At 69.1% G+C, this 18,852-nt stretch carries 15 protein-coding genes; 5 read left to right on the top strand and 10 right to left on the bottom strand.

Features of this window, described 5'->3' with window-relative positions:
* Window positions 1–40: 40 nt before the first annotated feature.
* The 3 genes from ACWIDZ_RS14150 to ACWIDZ_RS14140 form a co-directional block, all read right to left on the bottom strand.
* Complete coding sequence (locus ACWIDZ_RS14150) at window positions 41–571, bottom strand: CHAP domain-containing protein (protein ID WP_046652349.1); 531 nt, start codon at window positions 569–571, stop codon at window positions 41–43.
* A 32-nt stretch (window positions 572–603) separates the two neighbouring features.
* Window positions 604–1,737 (bottom strand): acyltransferase family protein, encoded by a 1,134-nt coding sequence (locus ACWIDZ_RS14145; RefSeq protein WP_453989727.1) that lies wholly within the window; start codon window positions 1,735–1,737, stop codon window positions 604–606.
* Between the two features lie 82 nt (window positions 1,738–1,819).
* Entirely contained in the window at window positions 1,820–2,272 is a 453-nt protein-coding gene (locus ACWIDZ_RS14140) for a COG3650 family protein (protein ID WP_453989729.1), read from the bottom strand.
* Between the two features lie 96 nt (window positions 2,273–2,368).
* Here ACWIDZ_RS14140 and ACWIDZ_RS14135 point away from each other — a divergent pair, with 96 nt between their 5' ends.
* Window positions 2,369–3,520 carry a DNA cytosine methyltransferase gene (locus ACWIDZ_RS14135; RefSeq protein ID WP_453989730.1) on the top strand — a complete coding sequence of 384 codons (1,152 nt, stop codon included), beginning with the start codon at window positions 2,369–2,371 and terminating at the stop codon, window positions 3,518–3,520.
* A gap of 4 nt (window positions 3,521–3,524) precedes the next feature.
* Here the strand turns inward: ACWIDZ_RS14135 and ACWIDZ_RS14130 are convergent, their stop codons facing one another.
* The 4 genes from ACWIDZ_RS14130 to ACWIDZ_RS14115 form a co-directional block, all read right to left on the bottom strand.
* Window positions 3,525–3,833, bottom strand: a complete 309-nt coding sequence (locus tag ACWIDZ_RS14130) for a hypothetical protein (RefSeq protein ID WP_291778884.1) — start codon at window positions 3,831–3,833, stop codon at window positions 3,525–3,527.
* A gap of 8 nt (window positions 3,834–3,841) precedes the next feature.
* The gene (locus ACWIDZ_RS14125; protein WP_291778881.1) at window positions 3,842–4,201 is read right to left on the bottom strand and encodes a YdbL family protein; all 360 of its coding nucleotides are present in this window, start codon (window positions 4,199–4,201) and stop codon (window positions 3,842–3,844) included.
* Window positions 4,202–4,221: 20 nt separating this feature from the next.
* Window positions 4,222–4,410, bottom strand: coding sequence for a YnbE family lipoprotein (locus ACWIDZ_RS14120; protein ID WP_291778878.1), 189 nt, complete (start codon window positions 4,408–4,410; stop codon window positions 4,222–4,224).
* An 88-nt stretch (window positions 4,411–4,498) separates the two neighbouring features.
* The gene (locus tag ACWIDZ_RS14115; protein ID WP_453989733.1) at window positions 4,499–7,609 is read right to left on the bottom strand and encodes an intermembrane phospholipid transport protein YdbH family protein; all 3,111 of its coding nucleotides are present in this window, start codon (window positions 7,607–7,609) and stop codon (window positions 4,499–4,501) included.
* A 430-nt stretch (window positions 7,610–8,039) separates the two neighbouring features.
* Between ACWIDZ_RS14115 and ACWIDZ_RS14110 the strand changes: the two genes are divergently transcribed.
* Complete coding sequence (locus ACWIDZ_RS14110) at window positions 8,040–9,392, top strand: M23 family metallopeptidase (RefSeq protein ID WP_312219796.1); 1,353 nt, start codon at window positions 8,040–8,042, stop codon at window positions 9,390–9,392.
* Window positions 9,393–9,411: 19 nt separating this feature from the next.
* Here the strand turns inward: ACWIDZ_RS14110 and ACWIDZ_RS14105 are convergent, their stop codons facing one another.
* Both ACWIDZ_RS14105 and ACWIDZ_RS14100 read right to left on the bottom strand, forming a co-directional pair.
* Complete coding sequence (locus tag ACWIDZ_RS14105; protein WP_453989735.1) at window positions 9,412–11,058, bottom strand: TadG family pilus assembly protein; 1,647 nt, start codon at window positions 11,056–11,058, stop codon at window positions 9,412–9,414.
* 1 nt (window position 11,059) lies between these two features.
* Entirely contained in the window at window positions 11,060–11,452 is a 393-nt protein-coding gene (locus ACWIDZ_RS14100; protein WP_312219798.1) for a TadE/TadG family type IV pilus assembly protein, read from the bottom strand.
* Between the two features lie 209 nt (window positions 11,453–11,661).
* Between ACWIDZ_RS14100 and ACWIDZ_RS14095 the strand changes: the two genes are divergently transcribed.
* From ACWIDZ_RS14095 to ACWIDZ_RS14085, 3 genes are all read left to right on the top strand, one after another.
* Window positions 11,662–11,877 (top strand): hypothetical protein, encoded by a 216-nt coding sequence (locus ACWIDZ_RS14095; RefSeq protein WP_453989737.1) that lies wholly within the window; start codon window positions 11,662–11,664, stop codon window positions 11,875–11,877.
* A 301-nt stretch (window positions 11,878–12,178) separates the two neighbouring features.
* Window positions 12,179–14,689 (top strand): TonB-dependent receptor, encoded by a 2,511-nt coding sequence (locus tag ACWIDZ_RS14090; RefSeq protein WP_453989739.1) that lies wholly within the window; start codon window positions 12,179–12,181, stop codon window positions 14,687–14,689.
* 28 nt (window positions 14,690–14,717) lie between these two features.
* The gene (locus ACWIDZ_RS14085; protein WP_453989741.1) at window positions 14,718–17,327 is read left to right on the top strand and encodes a M14 family zinc carboxypeptidase; all 2,610 of its coding nucleotides are present in this window, start codon (window positions 14,718–14,720) and stop codon (window positions 17,325–17,327) included.
* Between the two features lie 45 nt (window positions 17,328–17,372).
* Here ACWIDZ_RS14085 and ACWIDZ_RS14080 read toward each other — a convergent pair whose 3' ends face one another.
* Entirely contained in the window at window positions 17,373–18,821 is a 1,449-nt protein-coding gene (locus ACWIDZ_RS14080) for an alginate export family protein (protein WP_453989743.1), read from the bottom strand.
* Window positions 18,822–18,852 lie beyond the last annotated feature (31 nt).

The following is an 18,852-nucleotide window of genomic DNA, read 5'->3' as shown; positions in this document are numbered from 1 at the left end:
GATCAGCCGGGCGGGGCCAGACCCTTTTTGACTTGAGAAACTAGTTGGCGGCGCGGTCGTCAGCGACGGCGTTGGCGGCCATCTGGCGACCGTTGGCGAAGGCGTCACGGGCGTTGTTGTAGATGAAGCCGTAGGTCGGATAGACGGTGGTGCCCAGATCGTTGATCGGGTTGTACCAGACCTTCACCCGGCTCCAGTCGCCCGAGGACGAGACGTCGACGACGGTGACGTTCTCTTCGACCTTGCCGCGGCTGCCGCCCCAGTTGGCGTGGGTGACGCGGATCACGCGGTCGGTCAGGACATCGGAGACGACGGCGACGTGGCCGGCGCTCATTCGGCCGTGCGGCTGGAACACCAGCACCGAGCCGGTCTCAGGCGCGTCGCCGGTGCGGAACTTGCTGACGGCCTGACGCCACCAGGTCCAGGCGTCGCCGAAGATCTGAATGCCCGAGAACATGCGCGCGAAGGTCACGCACTGCCAGTAGGGATCGCCGGCCTGGGCCGGGGTGGTGCTGAAGGCGAAGAATCCCAGGGTCGCCGCAAGGGCGGCGGCTGTGAGCCGTTTCATCATCTGGCGTGCTCCCGACTGAACGCGGACAAGCCTTAGACGATAGGGTCAGAATGTTGAAGAACTGTTTCCGACTGTTTCCCCGACTGATCCACAGATGATCGCCGCCTGTTCGCCCACCCGCGCAGGAACGTACGGGCCGGACGCTCGATCAGTTGGTGAACAATCGCGGCGGCGACAATCAAGCCTGCAATGATCGCCAGCCACAGTACGAGCGGAAGCTGCTTGTCCTCCGCCCCCGTCAGGCGCGCCGCGACATTGACCGCCAGAATCTGCCACGGGGCGCACAGCATATAGACCGCATAACTGATCTCGCCGAGATAGACTGCAGGGGCGGAACCCAGGACGCCCGCCCTGTCCGCCGGAATGCCGGCCAGGGCCAGGATCAGCAGGCCGCCGGACAGGACGGTGATCCCGTCCCAGCTCATCAGGGCGGCGCTGAGCGCCATCACGACCGCCGCCGCCAGGGCCAGCAGGCCCGCGCGCGGCAGGGGCGCACGCCGGTAAACCAGGTAGAGGGCGCAACCGTAGGCGAAGCAGGGCACGATCCGCAGCGCCCCCCATTTGAACGTGGCCTCGGTCAAGCGATAGCCCGCGACGCGTTCGAAGCCGACGTAGAGGGCGACCAGCAGCAAGGCCGCCGCGCCCGTCGCCAGCCAGGGTCGGTTCCGCAGCTTCCACGCTGCGGCGGCGAAGAGCGGAAAGGTCAGATAGGCGAACCACTCGGCCGAGATCGACCAGGACGGGTGGTTCCAACCCGCCTCGCCCGCGAAACCCCAGGCGTGAACCATCAGCAGATTGGGCAGCAGCGTCTTCCAGCTGAGGATGCCGGAATCGATCGCCATCCCCGCCGCCGTCGCCGCCAGCCCCAGGGCCATGACGCCGAACAGGGTGAACAGGTGCAGCGGATAGACCCGCGCGATGCGCGCCCACAGGAAGCCCCTGTAGCCGAAGCGCTTCTCGCCGAACGCCTGGAGATAGACGTGACTGAGGATGAAGCCCGACAGGACGAAGAAGAGTTCGACCCCCAGATAGCCCTTAGCCGCCAGGGCGGGCATGCCGCCGACCGCCAGATTGGGCCACATCAGATAGACCACGACCCACAGGGCCGCGAGGAACCTGAGCGAGGTCAGGGGACGGATGTCGATCGGCGTCGCTACGGGCGTCATGGGACCATCCTGGCCGGTGAACCGACCGGGGACAGCCCGGTCGCGCAACAGCGCTCAATGCAAGCCGGGCGCCAGCTTCGCCTTACTCTACGCGACCGCTCTCCCCGGCCCTCTCGATGGCGGCCGAGGCGGCGGCGCAGCCGGTCAGGGTCTCGTCGCCGATCTCGACCTTGGCGGTCAGGGGATAGGTGCGGTCGCTCATGCCGTCCGAGCAGTCCGTCGCCGTCAGGGTGACGGCCAGATCCGCGCCCGCCTCGGTCTTGGTCGACCAGGTCGCGACCGTGCCCTGCAGGGCCGGGCCGGGGTTGGCGGCCTTCTGCTCGGGCCGGTCGACGCCGGAATAGGTCAGGCCCTGCGGCGTGATCTCCACGGCCCAGAAGGGCTCGGTTCCCAGGACCCGTAGCGGCTGATCCAGATCGACGCCGGCCAGGGCGCGCGGCTCGGCCTTGGCGGGCTCCGTCGCCTTTTCAGCAGGCGGCGAGCAGGCGGCCAGGGCCAGAGAAACGGCGGCGGCGGAGAAGAGGGCGACGCGCATGGCGGTCCTTTCAGAAGGTTTCCGGCCAAAGTCCGGGTTTGCCTTCACCCCGTCAAGACAGGCGCCAAAGCGGCTCGCCTGGGTTAGTGTGTCGTCATGCCGATTCGCCCCGCCCCCGACGCTGACCTGACGGCCTGCGAGTTCTTCGCGGGCGGCGGCCTGGCGGGCCTGGGACTGAGCCTGGACGGTGCAGGCTTCCACACCATTCTGGCCAATGACATCGACGCGGCCAAGGCCCGCGCCTTCCGCGCCAACCATCCCGACACGCCGCTGATCCACGACGACGTCTGGACCGTGACGCCGGATCAGATTCCCGGCGCGCCGGACCTGTGCTGGGCCTCATCGCCATGCCAGGACGTCAGCCTGGCGGGCGCGCGGGGCGGTCTGAAGGCGCAACGCTCGGGCGCCTTCTGGGGCTTCTGGAAGCTGATGCAGGGACTGGACGCCGAGAGCCGCGCGCCGCGCGTCATCGTGCTGGAGAACGTCGTCGGCCTGTTGACCTCGGGCGAGGGGCAGGACTTCGCCGCCGTCTGCGGGGCCATGGCCGAGGCGGGCTATACGGTCGGCGCCCTGGAGATCGACGCCGGACTGTGGCTGCCGCAGTCGCGCCCGCGCCTGTTCATCGTCGCCATGCGCGGCGTCGAGGGGCCGCGCCTGCCCGCCCCGACCCAGCCCTTCCATTCCTTGCGCCTGATCGCCGCCTGGGAGCGCCTGCCGGAGCCGGTTAAGACGAATTGGGCCTGGTGGCGGCTGGCCGTTCCGCCGCGCCGCAACCTCGACCTGGCGACCGTGCTGGAAAGCGACGCGCCCTGCTTCGCCCCGGCGGAGACACAAGCCTTGCTGGCCATGCTGTCGCCGCTGCACCGCGCCCGACTGGAGGCGATCCAGGTCTCGGGCGAGCGGCGCGTCGGCGCGGCCTTCCGCCGGGTGCGGGTCAAGAACGGCGAGAAGCTGCAGCGGCTGGAGATGCGCTTCGACGGATTGGCGGGCTGCCTGCGCACGCCGTCCGGCGGGTCGTCGCGCCAGTATGTCGTGATCGTCGAGGGCGGACGCATCGCCATGCGCCGCCTGACCGGACGCGAGGCTGCGCGGCTGATGGGGGTGAGCGACGCCTATCGCCTGCCCGCCAGCGAAAGCGCGTCGCTGAAGCTGATGGGCGACGCTGTGGCCGTGCCTGTGGTCGAGGCCCTGACGCGCGGCCTGTTCCTTCCCGCCCTGACCGGACGCCAGGCCGAAGCCGCCGCCTGAAACCTCAATAGTAGAGCTCGTCGTCCTTGCGGTCCTCGGCGCTTTCGATGCCGGGATCGAGGTGGTTGTCCACCCGATCGTCCCAGCCCTCGCGATCGGACCGGAAGGCCAGGGCCATCAGCCCCCAGGCCAGGCCGACCGTGCCGAGCACGCCCAGCCCCATGGCGATCCAGCCATGCAGGCTCATCTCGCCCCCGCCGATCAGACGCCAATAGGCCGCCAGCCCCAGGGTGCTGACGGCCGATATGGCGACGGCGAGAACCAGCGACCGCAGAAGCCGGACCAGTCGCCCGCCTCTGGAGGTCTTCGTCATGGCTCAGCTCAGCGCTGGACCCACTGGCCCTGGGCGTTCTTGTACCACTGGCCCGAGCTGATGCGCGGCAGCAGCTGGGTCTCGAACATCCGGGCGCCCGCCACCTCGGCCGAGGTGCCAGCGTCGGAGGCGCTGCGGGCGTAGGCCTGGCGGCGGCCGGCGTTGGTCGCGCTGATGGCGGCCTGGGTAGGGCCGTCGACCGAGGTGCGCACGCCGACATAGCCGTCGGCCTGCTCGCCGGCCGCGCCGGCGGCCTTGGCCTGATCGACCAGAGCCTTCTGCGAGGCGGTCTGCGCCACGGCGGCGCCGGCGGCGACGCCCAGAGCAGCGACAGCGGCCACGGCGACGAAGAGTTTGCGGTAAGTCATGTCTAAAGCCCCCTTTCGTATCAGAACAGGTTGGGGTTTTCGCGGAGCAGGTTCTGCAGTTCCTGGTCCAGCTTGATGCGGATGTCGGCGTCCAGCTTGGCGTAGATCTGCAGCGGCTCGCTGAACTTGATGTTCACCGTAGGCGCGCATGCGGCCAGACTGACGGCGCCGAGGCCGAGCATGGCGACGATGTGGCGCTTGCTGATCATGTGGCCGATCTCCGAAGGCGGCGTTGGAAGTCGCCGCCATTAAACGCAGCGGCGTGTGAATGGGTTCTGAACAAAGCGCGGCCGTGACTCAAGGCGTTTCATCCGTCGTGAGCACGGGCGTCTCCCCTCGACGCGCATATTCCAGCAGGTCGGAAATGATCTGGTTGGCGTTCCAGGTCGTGTCCAGCGTCAGGTCGATCGGCGTGTCCGACGGCAGGTTCAGCTTCTTGTTCAGGAAGTCGCGCCGGATCAGCTCCATGAAGGTCAGGCGAAGCTGCTCTCGCTCGGGCGGATCGTGGCGGCCGTTGATGCGGAACCGGACGCCCAGGCGCCCCTCATCCAGGCTGTTGACCTCGGCGGTCAGGTCGCTGATCGCTAGGTCCTGCATGGCCTGATAGGCCAGGTCCTGCATGGTGTTGGGCGGAACCCCGGCCTCGCCCCCGCCGCCTGCGGCCAGATCGTCGAACACCTCGGGCTGGATCGACAGACGGCCGGGCCGCACCCCGTTCAGCACGCCGCCGACGATGCGCCAGCCGTCCTTGGGATCGTAGGTGAAGGGCAGTCGTCCCGACACCACGGCGTCGAACTCGGCCTTGTCCTGAAGATTGGCGCTCTTCAGCAGTTCGTTCAGTTGCACGCCCTCGACCACGACCACGCCGCCCCAGCCTTCGCCCGGCGTCAGCGGCAGCGACAGGGGCTCGACGCTGATGCGCCCGCCCGCCGCCTGGATCTGACCCCCGCCGATGGTCAGGGCCTTTTCGTCCAGGCCGAAGGACAGCTGAAGATCGGTCAGCGGCGTCACCGTCTGCACCCGGTCGGCCGTCAGCGTCTGGTTCGGCGCGGTGATCAGCGGCGTCAGGCTGGTGAACTCCACCCGCCCCTTCAGGCCCTGGACCTTGCCCGCCGGGCTGGTGAAGTCCAGCTCCGGCACGGTCAGGACGCCCGAACTGGTCGCGCCCTCGGCCGTCCAGTCGAACCGCCCCTCGAACCCGGCCGAGCCCTCGACCGGCGACTTCACATAGTCGGCGACGAGCGGGCTGAGGTCGTCGGGCTGCAGCCCATGCTCGGTGAAGGCCAGACTGGGCGCCGAGATCACCGCCCCGCCCGCCTCGGCCCGCACGTCGTGGCGCACGTCGACCCGCCCGATGGCGTGGTCCAGGCGGCTGAGGTCAAAGGCGGCCGTCCAGACGTCATCCGCCAGTTGCGCCTCGCCCTTGGCTTGAAGCGGCAGGAAGCGGACCGGATCAGCCGTATCCGCGACCTGGGCCTTGGCGACCCCGACGCGCATCGACACTCCTTTCGGCCCGCCGTCGACCGTCAGCTCGCCCTCCGCGGCGGAGAGGCCCGCCTCGAAGACATGCACGGAGGCCGCCACGTCGACCAGCCGCGTCCGAGCGCGCCAGAGGCCGTTCTGAACCACGACCAGCGGGTCCGATGTCGGACACGCCCGGCCGGTCACGGCCTCAACCGAGTTCTCGCCCAGGTCCAGCTTGCGCACCGTCAAGGGAATGCAGTCGTTCGTCGTATAGGTCAGCCGTCCGCCCGTGGAGACCAGTTCGCCCCGGGTGCTGAAGGCGATGTCGCGCGCAGGCCCGAAATCCAGAGCCGCCTCCCCCTTCAGCGTCGCGGCGAATCCGCCCGGCGTCATCCGCCACTGCACGCCGTCGAAGCGCGCTTCCGGCAAGCCGCCGCCGCGTCTGGACGCCACGCTGAAGGCGCCCAGCGCCGCGCCGCCCGCCCTCATGGACAGCGCCGGCGCCCTCGCTGAGGACAACTGCAGCTCGCCGCCGTTGGCCGGGCGGGCGGTCAGCGGCCGCAGCAGGACCAGCTCCACCCCAGCGTTGTCGCTGACCATCCGCACCTGGGGCGCATCCAGGGCGAAGGCCCCCAGCGCCCGCTTCAACTCGGCGAGTTCGGGAATGTCGTCAGCCTGAGGCGCGCCGAGCACGGGCGCCGAAACACGATCCGCCGCCAGGGCTCCGGCGGCGCTGATCCGCGTGATGGAATCCCGCACCAGATCGACGTCCAGACGCCCGCGCGCGCCGTCCAGCGTCACATCGCCCGTCGCCAGGCGCCGAACGGTCAGGGTCGCCGGCCCCTGGACCTCGAAGGCTTCCCCCTTGCCGCCGGCCTCCAGGGCGGTCGAGACGAGGACCGCCTGGGTCAAACGGGTCTCGCCGAACCGGCCCGACGCCGCCGTCAGCCGCAGGGGCGAAGCCGCCCGCCACTTCATCTCCTCGGCTTCCGTCCCGCCTGATGTCGACAGGACGAGGCGGCCGAGATCCAGCGCCGCCTGACGAATTTCCATTCCCTCGCCCTGGAGTCGGTCCGCCGTCGCCGTCCCCTTCGCCTCGCCCTTGAGGCTGTAGGCGTTGAGCCAACCTTCGACCGCCCCGGCGAACTCCATCGTCGCGACCGCCTGGCGCGCCGTCGTCCCGGCGCCGGCCAGTTCATCCGCCGTGAGGCGCGCGTTGAGGCCGACCCGACCGTCGCCGCGCCGGGTCTTCATGTCCGGATAGGGCAGATCGCCGCTGAGACTCAGCGCCGCCCCCTGGCCGCCGACGCCCGCCACGGCGAAGCGCTCGGCCTGGGCGTCCAGCTTCACCGTCGTACGGTCGCCCGCGGTCGTCACATCGATCACGCCGGCCAGGCCGCGCGCCTCGGTCTCGCCGCTCTTGAGCGAGGCGGCCGGCATCCGTCCCGACAGCCGCATCAGCTTGCCGTCGTCGATCCGGGCGTCCGCCAGCAGGTGCAGCGGGCCGTACTCGGTGTCGAGCCGCGCCTGACCGCCTTCAACGATGACCAGGGGCGCGCGGGAATCCGGCCTGGGCGGCTTGCCGGTGAATTCCTCGACCAGGGGATCAAGGCTGCCCAGCGACAGCTTGCCGTCCTTCCACGCCGCGCGCACGATCGGACGGACCAGACGGACGCGGCGGGGCGTCACCCCCAGACCGGCCTTCGACCACGGCAGGCCTACGGCGTAGTCGACCTCGACCCGCTCGACCTTGAAGTCGGGGTTCTCGGGATCGCCGATGGAGACCTTGCCGACAAAGCCGTTGAGCTCCAGCCGCTCGACCTCGACGTCGGCGTCGATGCCCTTGCGATCCAGCCAGCCGACCAGCAGCTCGCGCGCCGCCGCCCGCCGGTTCAGATAAAGCGTCGCCGCCAGCACCAGCAGCAACGCCAGAACGATCAGCAACGTCCTGGCCAGCCGTCGTCGCGGCCTTCCCTTTCCGGACGGCGCGCCAGGGGACTGGGCGGATCCGGCGTCGGACCCTGAAGTGGCTATGTCGTCGGTCAAGGGGAGCGGCGTTCAACTTAACAGGAAGGGGAACAACGCCACAGAATGCGCGACAACAACAGTCGTTGCAGAATGAGCACTGCGACGTGACACCTGCGCCACTACCAGCCGACCTCGACTACAAGAAGGCGAAGTTTGGCGAGAGACTCACGCAGAACGGTAAATTACTGCAGATCATCGCGGCCATGTTAACCAATCGTAACATTCCATCTTCCCAAGATGGGACGTGCGGGCTATACGGCTCGCTTCGCGTTCGCCGGACGATCGGCAAGCGCGTCGAGATTCGACTGTTTTGGCGCGGAACGCGTCGCCGACTTGCCGGGGACCCATGGCTCAGTTCGATCCTCGCCGCCAGCCTGTCCGGCTCGCGCCGCACCTGCTGACGACCTGCGCCGCCGTGGGCATCGCCCTGTTCGCCGGTCGTGGGTATGAACAGGTCAAGGCCGAGGAAGTTCCGGCCCTGACGGCGGAGCAGATCGAATCCCTGGAAGCCCAGGCCTACGCCGCCGCCGCCGCGCCGGCCGGCATGACCACGCCGGAAGCCATCCCCGTCCAGATTCGCCGCGGCGAAACCTTTGAGCAGGCCGTGCGCCGCACCGGCATCGGCGCCGACGAGGCCAAGGCCGTGGCCGCCACCGTCGCCAGCGCCTTCGACCTCAAGGATCTGCGCGCGGGCCTGCGTTTCGAAACCGCCGTGTCCAAGCCGCGCGGCGGCCTGGGCGACGCCCGCCTGATCGGCCTGACCATGCGCACCGGTCCGGCCAGCCAACTGACCGTGTCGCGCAGTTTCGACGGCGCGCTGCGCCTGCGCTCGCTGGACGAGAAGATCGCCCAGGAAACCGTCGTCGCCAACGACAAGGTGCAGCGCTCCCTGTCGGCCAGCGCCCGCGAACTGGGCGCCACCTCGGCCGTGGTGCGTCGCGCCAGCCAACTGTTCGCCCACAAGTTCGACATGCAGCGCGACGTGCGCGCCTCGGACGAATTCACCCTGGTGTTCGATCGCACGGTCACGGAATCGGGCCGCACCGTCGAAACCGGCGAACTGCTCTACGCCGAGTTGAAGGGTCACGCCTTCTACCGCTTCCAGCCCGCCGGCTCGAAGACGGCCCAGTATTTCGACGCCACGGGCAAGAACACGCGCACCGCCATGATGCGCACGCCGCTGCAGAACTTCCGCCGCGTCAGCTCCAATTTCGGCGTTCGCACCCATCCCATCTCCGGCTATCGCAAGATGCACCAGGGGATGGACTTCGCCGCCTCCACCGGCACGCCCGTGGTGGCGCCCGCCGACGGCGTGGTGGTCGAGGCCCGGCGCTGGGGCGGCTATGGCAACTGGCTGCGCATTCGCCACGCCAACGGCCTGGAAAGCGGCTACGGCCACCTGTCGCGCTACGCCTCGGGCATGCGCGCCGGCCAGCGCGTGACCCAGGGCCAGGTCGTGGCCTATGTCGGTTCGACCGGCGCCTCGACCGGTCCGCACCTGCACTATGAGATCTGGCGCAACGGCCAGCGGATCAATCCCTCGGGCATCAAGACCCAGGAAGGCACCGTCCTGGCCGGCGCCGACCTGAACGCCTTCCGCGCCGAGAAGGCCCGCATCGATCGCATCATCGCCGCCGGCGGCCAGCGTCGCCCAGTGGTCCAGCAGGCCTCGACCGGCCTGCGTCCCGCCGAAGGCTGATCGCACACTCTTCGATCGCTCAGCCGACCAGTTGCGGAACACCGCCCTGGTTGGGACAGCGCACGCCGTGCACCCACACATCCGCCTCTCCCAGCCGGACGCCGAGCAGTTCCAGCAGAGGCTGAACCACGCCGTCTAGCACCGGCCCGAGCGGCGTCAGCACGCCCGCCAGCAACTGGGTGACGAGGTGCAGGGGTATCCCCAGGGCCGTCAGCCGCGTGTCCCGCAGCAGGGTGACGATCAGGCCGTTCACGAAGCCCTTGGCGCGGACGGTCTTGGGCTGGCTCGACCCGATCTCGCTTCCCGTGAAGCGCAGCTCGCTCCACTCCAGATCCGCCACCTGGATGTCCGCGACGCCTTCCACCGTGATCAGCAATACGGACACCAGCCTGGCCGGGCTGACCTTGAGCTCGGACTTGAAGTCCCGCAGGCGTTTGGGATCGATCTGGCCCAGGCGCACGCGCGCCACGCCGGGCCGCGCCTCGATCAGCACGCGCGGCGTTCCCTCGCACTCGATCGCCTTGAGCCGCGCCTCGGCGCTGGCCGCTTCGATCAGGATGGGGACCTTCACCTGCGCCAGCAGCCCCACGAGCGGAACCTTGTCCAAGGCCGTCGCCTCAAGATAGAGGCGCGTCTGCACCGTGCGGATGATCGGTTCGCCTGTGCCGGTCACCGTCAGCCAGGGCGCGCGATTGGGACGTTCGCCGATCGCCAGCATGACGTCGAGGTCCGCCAGTCCGGCGCGCGCCCCCACATCCAGGGCCAGCTGACGATCCTGATTGGCGGTCTGCAGCGTCGCCATCAGGAGGTCCATGGCCGAGACCTCGGCGTCCAGCCCTCGCCGCAAGCCGCTGCGCGCATCCGCATCCACGCCGATCAGCTCCTCGAGCTTGACCACGGCGTTCACCGGCAGGCGGGTCAGCTTGCTCAGGGCGCTTTCTGCGCCCGACCCGGCGACGGCCTCCAGCGCCCTCAGCACCTGGCCCGTCTGGGCTTCATGCGCCAGCAAGGCGTCATAATCTCCCGCCGTCACCCCTAGCTCGGCCGCCAGGGCGTCCGAGAACTGCAGCAGGTTGACCTGAGCGTCGGCCAGGGCGCGATAGTCCATCACCGTCAGGGACACCTTGCTTCCCAGCAGGCCGGACAGCAGGGCGTTCGCCAATCCGCCGTCCAGCCCCGCCAGGCGCGAACCGATGGAGAAGACGGCGCTGGGCGGACCGCCGGGCAGCGCCGCCGTGGCCGATTTCGACACCGTCACGCTGTCTCGCCTCAGTATCCAGCGGCCGAAATAGAGGGGCGCCGGGGCGCTCAAGGTCACGCGGGCGGCGTTGGGTCTGGACCCGCCGTCGGCGAAACGCGCGCGCGGCTTCAACCGGGGGTCAGGCGTATAGACGCCCCGCTGGATCCGCGCTCCGGCCAGATCGACCAGATTGTCCTGGGCCGTGAGGCGGGCTGCGGCCTCGGTCCGTTCGGGCGGGTCGGACAAGGTTTGGGCGGCCGCCAGCGCCGACAGGTCCGCCGCCCCCTGGACTTCGCGTCCCTTCAGAACCATGGAGCCCACATCGACCGCCAGGGCCGCCAGGACGCAGATCAGGGCGCCGAAGACGGCGGCCATGACCGCAACCCCGCCCCGGTCATCGCTGGAAAGGCGGCGACGCCGGCCCATCTCACGCCTCCTCCACGCGGATGACGGCGGTGCGGCGAATGATGCGAGGCGGCGGCACGGTCAGCGGCGACAGGGCCATCAACGGATGTCCGCCCGCGTCATAGGCCACCTCGACCCGGAAACGCCCCGGCTCGGCGCGCACCGCCACGACCGCGTCAGCGGCCTTGAGCCCGAGGTCCTTCAGCTGGGTCTCCACGACTTCGCGCGCCAGTTGTTCGCGCTCCACGGCGTCCAGTCCCGCGATCGCGGCGCGCGCGCCCTCGGATACGGCCGCCTGGACCGAATGCGCCATCCAGAACCAGCCGCCGTAGACGATCATTCCCGCCAGCAGCAGAAAGAACACCGGCCCGACGATGGCGAACTCCACCGCCGCCGCCCCTTGCCGCTTCGCCATCCCGATACGCCGTTCATGTCGCATGATCGCACCTCGTGACGCGAACAGCATCAGCCTCACAACTTAAAGGAGCGTGAAGGCGTTTGATGAACGCTTCGCAAACCGTAGGCCACATCGCTTCTAGAGGCAGGCGCGCGCCTTGCTCCCTCGTCGGGAACCATTTCCGGGGCTCCACGCCTCACTCTGAGTGATCACGACAGGAGAGAGACATGCGCGACAGACAGCAATCCAAAGGACGGGAGCGCAACGCCGCCATTCCAGGCGGGAGGCCTGACGCCGACACGCCCGACGAAGCGGTGCGCCGGGTCGGGCGCGAGTCTCAACGTCGCGCCGGACCGGACGGTCCTGACGCGCGGGAGATCGGGGACACCTTCAAGAAGAAGGGCGGCGGCGACGACCCTCGCCCCAAACCGAGCAAAGGATAGGGCTCGCCGCGTCCAGGGCGCAGGACGGAAGCATTTAACGACCGCAGCGCCGGTGTCATCGGCTACCGTTTCTCGCCATACAGATAGAATTTCTAAGTTATGCAAGCCAGCTTGGCATGCCTTATTGCGCGCCCAATTGTGACACTTATTGCGGTGCAGCATCCCCATGATCAGGCCCTCCCTGACCGTTCTCGCCTTTCTTTCGGCCGCAGGCGCGTGCGGCGCCGCACAAGCCCGAAGCGATGAAAATCTAACAGACCAAGCCCAGGTTGCGGCGGCTCATTCGGTCGCGGACGTCGTGGTGACCGGGTCCAACATCCGCCGCGCCAACACCGAAGGCTTCAACCCGGTCCAGGTGATCGGGCGCGAGGAGCTGGAAAGCTCGGGCAAGTCGACGACGGCGGACCTGCTGCGCTCGATCTCGGCCAATACCGGCAACGGCTCGAACGAGACGCAGAACAGCGGCTGGTCGTCAGGCGCGGCGGGCATCGGCCTGCGCGGTCTGTCGCAGAAGAACACCCTGGTGCTGCTGAACGGGCGCCGCGTGGCCAACTACGGCTTCCCCGGCGGCGGCCTGTCGGACACCTTCGTCAATCTGAACGCCCTGCCGATGGTGGCGACGCAGCGGCTGGAGGTGCTGAAGGACGGCGCCTCGGCCGTCTATGGCTCGGACGCGGTGGCGGGCGTCACCAACATCATCACTCGCCAGAATTTCCAGGGCCTGGAGTTCGGCGCCAGCTACGGTCTCGCCGATCAGGGCGGGCTGGAGACCTCGACCGCCAAACTGGTCGCGGGCCACGGCGATCTGGAGACGGACGGCTACAACATCCTGCTGTCGCTGGAGGCCTATACCCGCAATCGGCTGGATCAGGACCAGCGCGACCTGACCAAGTCGGGCATCTATGACGACCTGCCCGGCGGCCGCTGGAACGGCTGGTCGGCCAAGGGGGCGCGCTTCCTGGTCGACGGCCGGTCCGTGCCCTTCCTCAACGCCCAGGGCCAGTGCCCCGAAGGCATGGTGCTGACCGCCAGCGCCCCGATCGACGGCCTGGCCGGCGACACCTGCGCCATCAACCTGGCGCCGCACACGACGCTGATTCCCTCGACCGACCGCTATCAGGCCTATCTGTTCGGGACCAAGCGCCTGACGCCGCAGATCGAGGCCTTCGGCGAGGTGCTCTATTCCTATGTCGAGGGGGCGTCCCTGTTCGGCTCCAGCCCCTTCTTCACGCTGGAAGGCGGGCGGTTCGCGCTGAACGCCGAGACCGGGCTGGCCGAGCCGGTGTCGAACCTGCTGCCCGCCAATAATCCCTACAACCCCTACGGCGTCGCCACGCCGATCGAATACACCTTCTTCGACCTGGGCCGGACGCTGAAGACCAATGAGTCGAAGTCCTATCGCGCCCTGGCCGGGGTGCGCGGGCGCCATGACCGCTTCGACTGGGAGGCCGCCGTCTTCGCCTCGGGCAGCGACGAGCGCGAGACGGTGTCCGGCGGCTTCGCTCATCGCTGGAACCTGGCCGACGCCCTGGCTGACGGCACGCTGAACCTGCACGAGCCGGGCGCCACGCCGCAGGCCGTGCTGGACGGCATCCGCCTGTCGACCCTGCGTCCGGCGGAGTCGCGCCTCTATGGGGCCGACTTCAAGATTTCCGGCGAGCTGTTCAACCTGCCCGCCGGTCAGGTCGGCTACGCCGCCGGGGTTGAGTTCCGGCATGAGAGCCTAGTCTCCAGCAATCCGTGGCAGATCGACGCCGGGCTGCAGATCCGCCCCGCCATCGCCGCAGTGGACGGCGAGCGCGACGTCTGGGCCGCCTATGCCGAGTTCAACATCCCCGTCCTGAGCAATCTGGACATCCAGGTCGCGGCGCGGGCGGATGAATACAGCGACTTCGGCAGCGCCTTCTCGCCCAAGGCGGGCGTGCGGTGGAAGCCGCTGGAGTGGCTGGCGCTGCGGGCCTCGGCCTCACGCGGTTTCCGGGCGCCGTCGCTGTCGGAGAACTCGGCCTCGACTATGATCTCCTACGGCTCGGTCATCGACCCCTATGATCCCGACCTGCCCAACTCGCGCCAGAGCCCGACCTTCTTCACCGTGGGCAACACCGATCTGGAGCCGGAAAAGACCCGCTCCTACAATCTGGGCGTCGTCTTCACCCCGACGCGCGACACGGCGCTGAGCATCGACTGGTATCAGATCAAGCTCGACAACCTGATCGGCACGGGCAACACCACCGCCATCGTCCAGGGCAACGACCCTGCCGACGTCGTCCGCGATGAACGCGGCAAGCTTCAGGCCGTCTACAACCGCTATCGCAACCTGACGGCGCTGGAGACGTCGGGCATCGACGTGGACTTCAGCCAGCGCTGGCGCACAGACGGTTGGGGGACGTTCACCGTCTCCAGCGCCTATACGCACCTGCTGGAATACAAGCGGCCGAACGCGGCGGGCGGGCCGCTGCTGGACTATGCCGGGTCGAACCGGGGCGCGACCCTGCCGGCGCACAAGGCGACGACGCGGCTGGCCTGGAACCGCGACGTCTTCGACGCCAACCTGACCTGGTACTACACCTCGGGTTATGATCAGGTGCCGGAAGTCGGGGGACAATCGCGCGTGGACGCCTATCACCAGTTCGATCTGTATGCGGCGTGGTCCGGGCTGGAGCGCGTGACGCTCTACGCCAAGATCGAGAACCTGCTGGACGAAGCGCCGCCGCACGACGCCTCCTTCCCCGGCGTGCGCGCGCCCTACGACTTCGGCCAGTACGACCTGCGCGGGCGCTACTTCCGCGTCGGCTTCGACGTCCGCTTCTGATCCCTTTTTCGCATCGAGACCTGACACCATGAGTGTTCAACACGCCCGTTCATCCCTCCGTCGCATCCTGACCGGCGGCGCGGCGGCGGCGATCCTGCTGGGCGGCGTCGCCCTGGCGGCGCCCGCTCCGGCCCTGGCCCAGAGCGGCTATTTCTTCCCACAGGCGGCCGCAGGCGATTTCGACCCCGCCATCCCGACGCCGGAAGCCTTCCTCGGCTATCCGATCGGCACGCACTACACCCGCCACGACCGCATCGTGGACTACCTGCGCGAACTGGCACGCCTGTCGGATCGGGTGACGGTCGAGGAAATCGGCCGCAGCTATGAACAGCGGCCCCTGCTGTCCGTGGTCATCACCTCGAGCGCCAATCAGGGCCGGATCGACCAGATTCAGCGCGCCCATATCGCGGCGGGCGATCCCGGCGGCCCGGCGGCGGGGGCCGACGCCCCGGTCGTCGTCGGCCTGTTCTACAGCGTCCACGGCAATGAGACCTCCAGCGGCGAGGCGGCCCTGCTGACCGCCTACTACCTCGCCGCCGGGCGCTCGCCCGAGGTGCTGGACTGGCTGGACAAGGCCGTGGTCGTCATCGACCCGTCCCAGAACCCCGACGGCCGCGACCGCGCCGCCAACTGGCACAACGCCTGGAAAAACCAGCCCGCCGTCTCGGACCCGCTGGACAAGGAGCACGTCGAGGCCTGGCCCGCCGGACGCACCAACCACTATTTCACCGACCTGAACCGCGACTGGCTGGCGGTGACGCAGAAAGAGACGCGCGCCAAGCTGGAGGCCTTCCACCGCTGGCGGCCCAACATCCAGATCGACTTCCACGAGATGGGCGCGGGCAGCACCTATTATTTCGAGCCCTCGCCCGCCAGCATGGAAAGCCCCCTGCTGCCGCGCGCCAGCTATGAGTGGAACGTGACGCTGGCCAGGTATCACGCCCAGGCGCTGGATAGCCTCGGCTCGCTCTATTACACGCGCGAGGTCTTCGACAACTTCTCGCCGGTCTACGGCTCGACCTATCCCGACTTCCACGGAGGGGTCGGGGTGACGGTCGAACAGGCCAGCTCGCGCGGCCTGGTGCAGGACACGGCCAACGGCCCGCTGACCTTCCCCTTCACCATCCGCAACCAGACCAACGTCGGCCTGGCCACCATCCGCGGCGCCGTCGCCGAGCGCGCCGGGCTTCAGGCCTTCCAGCGCGACTTCTTCCGCTCGGCCGTCGAGCAGGGACGGCGCCATTCCAGCCAGGCCTTCGTCTTCGGCGACGCGACCGATCCCGGCCTGACGCGGCAGACGCTGGACCTGCTGCTGGCCCACCACATCCAGGTCCACCCGCTGACCGAGCGGGTGACGCAGAACGGACGCGCCTATGAGCCGGGCAGCGCCTATGTCGTGCCCTCGGCCCAGCCGCAATTCCGCCTGGTGCATTCCATCTTCGACCGGACGCCGCCGACCAAGGGCAGCGTCTACGGCAGCACCTCCTACGCCGTCGCCCTCGCCTATGGCCTGAAGAGCGACGGCCTGCGCCGCGTCCCCGCCCACGGGTCCGCCGTGACCGAAGCACCCGTCGCAACCGGCGGCGTCAGCGGGCCGCAGGACGCCTACGCCTATGTCGTCGACTGGCGCGACCTGAACGCCCCGCGCGTTCTGGCGGCCCTGCTGCGTCAGGACGTGCGCGTCCGCGCGGCGTTCGAGCCGCTGACCGCAAGGACGGCGGCGGGCGACAGCGCCTTCGGGCGCGGCTCCCTGGTCGTGACCACGGCGGGACAATCGCTGGACGCCGCCGCCCTGCGCACCGCCGTCGACACGGCCGCACGCGAGGCGGGCGTGGTCGCCCACGCCGTCTCGACCGGCGCGAGCGTCGCGGGCGTCGATCTAGGCAGCGACAACGTGAAAGTCGTGCGCGCACCGCGCATCGCCCTGGTCATGGGCGAGGGCGTCAACGCCACCGAAATCGGCTCGACCTGGTTCGCCCTCAGCGAGCGGCTGAACTACCCGGCGACGCGGCTGGACCCATCGCAACTGGGCCGCGTGCCGCTGGGAAACTATGACAGCATCGTCCTGTCCGGCGGGCGCTACGACAACCTGGGCCAGCCGACGGTGGACGCGCTGAAGGCCTGGGTGCGGGCGGGCGGGTCCCTGGTGGTGTTCGGCAACGCCGCGCGCTGGGCCGCCGCCAACGGACTGGCCCCGCAGGCCGCCTCAGAAGACGAGAAGAAGGCCGAGGTCGAGCGCCGCGACTACGCCGACCGCGGCGCCATCCAGGGCGAACAACGGACGGCGGGCAACGCCCTGTCGGCCGACGCCGACATCAGCCATCCCCTGGCCTTCGGCCTGTCGCGCCGCGACCTGTTCGTGAACAAGGAGACGGACGTCGTCCTGGCGCCCGTGGCCGATCCCTTCGCCAACGTCGTGCGGATCGAGACCGACCCGCAGGTCAACGGCTACCTGCCCGAAGCCCTGCGCGCCCGCTCGGCAGGTTCGGTCTGGGCTCAGGTGAACCCGATCGGCGCGGGCAACGTCGTCCTGTTCGCCGACGACCCGGCCCACCGCAAATACTGGTTGGGGACGGAGCGTCTGCTGATCAACGCCCTGTTCCTGTCGAACCACCTCTCCTCGCCTTCGCGACGTTAGGCCGGGTTCGACAGGAGGCTGTCCGCCTGCAGGTTCTGATCCCGCTCAGAACCTGAAGGTCAGGAAGGTCCCCAGGTAGGACTGGTTCTCGGCGGTCCCGGTTTCCTTCAGGAAGTCGCCGGCCTTGGTGTAGTTGGCCACGCCCATCAGCGAGACATAGGGCGTCAGGGCGTAGCGGGCGAAGACGCCCGTGCGCCAGCCGACATAGGACGACTCTCCTTCATCCGCCCCGCGCAGCACCAGACCCGACAGGGCGTAGAGACCGTCGTCCTTGCTCTGGCGCCACAGGCCGGCCGTGTTGGCGCCGAGCGTCAGCTTGGGCGACGGACGCACCGTCACCTCGGGCTGCAGCAGGATCAGGTTGGCGAAGCCCAGATCGGTGCGCAGGGCGGCCGGCTGCGGGAACAGGGGGTTAAAGCTGTTCAGCTTGCCGTCGTTCGGGTTCTTGTCGCCCGAGCCGACGTCCAGGCGCACGGCCACGCGCGGCGACCACTTCACATCGGCGAAGGTGCGGCCGCCGACGGCCGAGATGAACCAGGCGTCGATGTCGAGGTCGCGGAACGAGCCCCACTGTTTGACCGCCTCGACCTCATAGTCCCAGGGCGCGACCTTGCCCGACAGGCGCACCGACAGGGTGTCGCGGTCGTCGCGGCCGGGAAGCTGACCATCGAACGGCGTCGTCAGGCGATCGGTGTTGGCGTAGAGCAGCTCCAGCTTCGGCGCCGTCGCCCCCTGCCCCAGCGTCTTCGCGGCCGTCGCGCCATACAGGCGATAGTCGAAATTGGTGGCGTCGTCCCACGAGGCCTTGCCCTCGCGCAGCGCATAGCCGGCGAAGGCGCCGCCGCTCCAGCCGGTCGGGCTGTCGTACATGACCCGGACCATGTCCAGGGCCATCCGGGCGTTGGCGCCCTCGCGCATGTCGAACAGACGGAAGCCGCCCTGGCCGAACTCCTGACGGCCGGCGCGGACGCGCAGCGTCCCTTCGCCCAGACCCGTCTTCGCCTCGATGAAGGCCTGATGCAGGTCGGTGCGGTTCTCCTCGATCACCGGCTCGCCGCTGGCCAGACCCGAGGTGCGGGCGTCCTGCACGTCGACGAAGGCGCGCAGCGAAGAGCCCAGGTTCAGCTCGCCCCACAGGCGGGCGCGGGTCTGGAAATCGCCGCCGGTGTCCTGCGGACCGCGGCCGAAGCGTTCGTTGTCGCGATGCTCGGCGCGAAAGCGCAGTTCGCCGCCGAAGCTGGCCCATACGGGGCTGTCCTCGCCGCCGACCGGGACATATTTGAACCTCGACCAGGTCGAGCTGCGCTTCGCCGGGTCGGCCAGGTAGGCGTAATTCTCATCGTGGTTGATCAGCTTGAACGGCGGCGGCGCGACCGGAGCCGCAGGCGCCGCAGCAGGCGCGGCGGCCGGCGCGGTCTGGATCGGCGCCTCGGCGTCGGCGGGCATGGGGGCGTGCGAAAGCAATGCGGCGGCGGCCGCAGCGGCGATGGTCATGGTTTCCTCCGGGAAAGGGCGCGGTTGTCTC

Source organism: Brevundimonas sp. NPDC055311, assembly GCF_053645695.1.
Note: the sequence above shows the minus strand (reverse complement) of the source record. Positions and strands in the feature narration are given on the sequence as shown.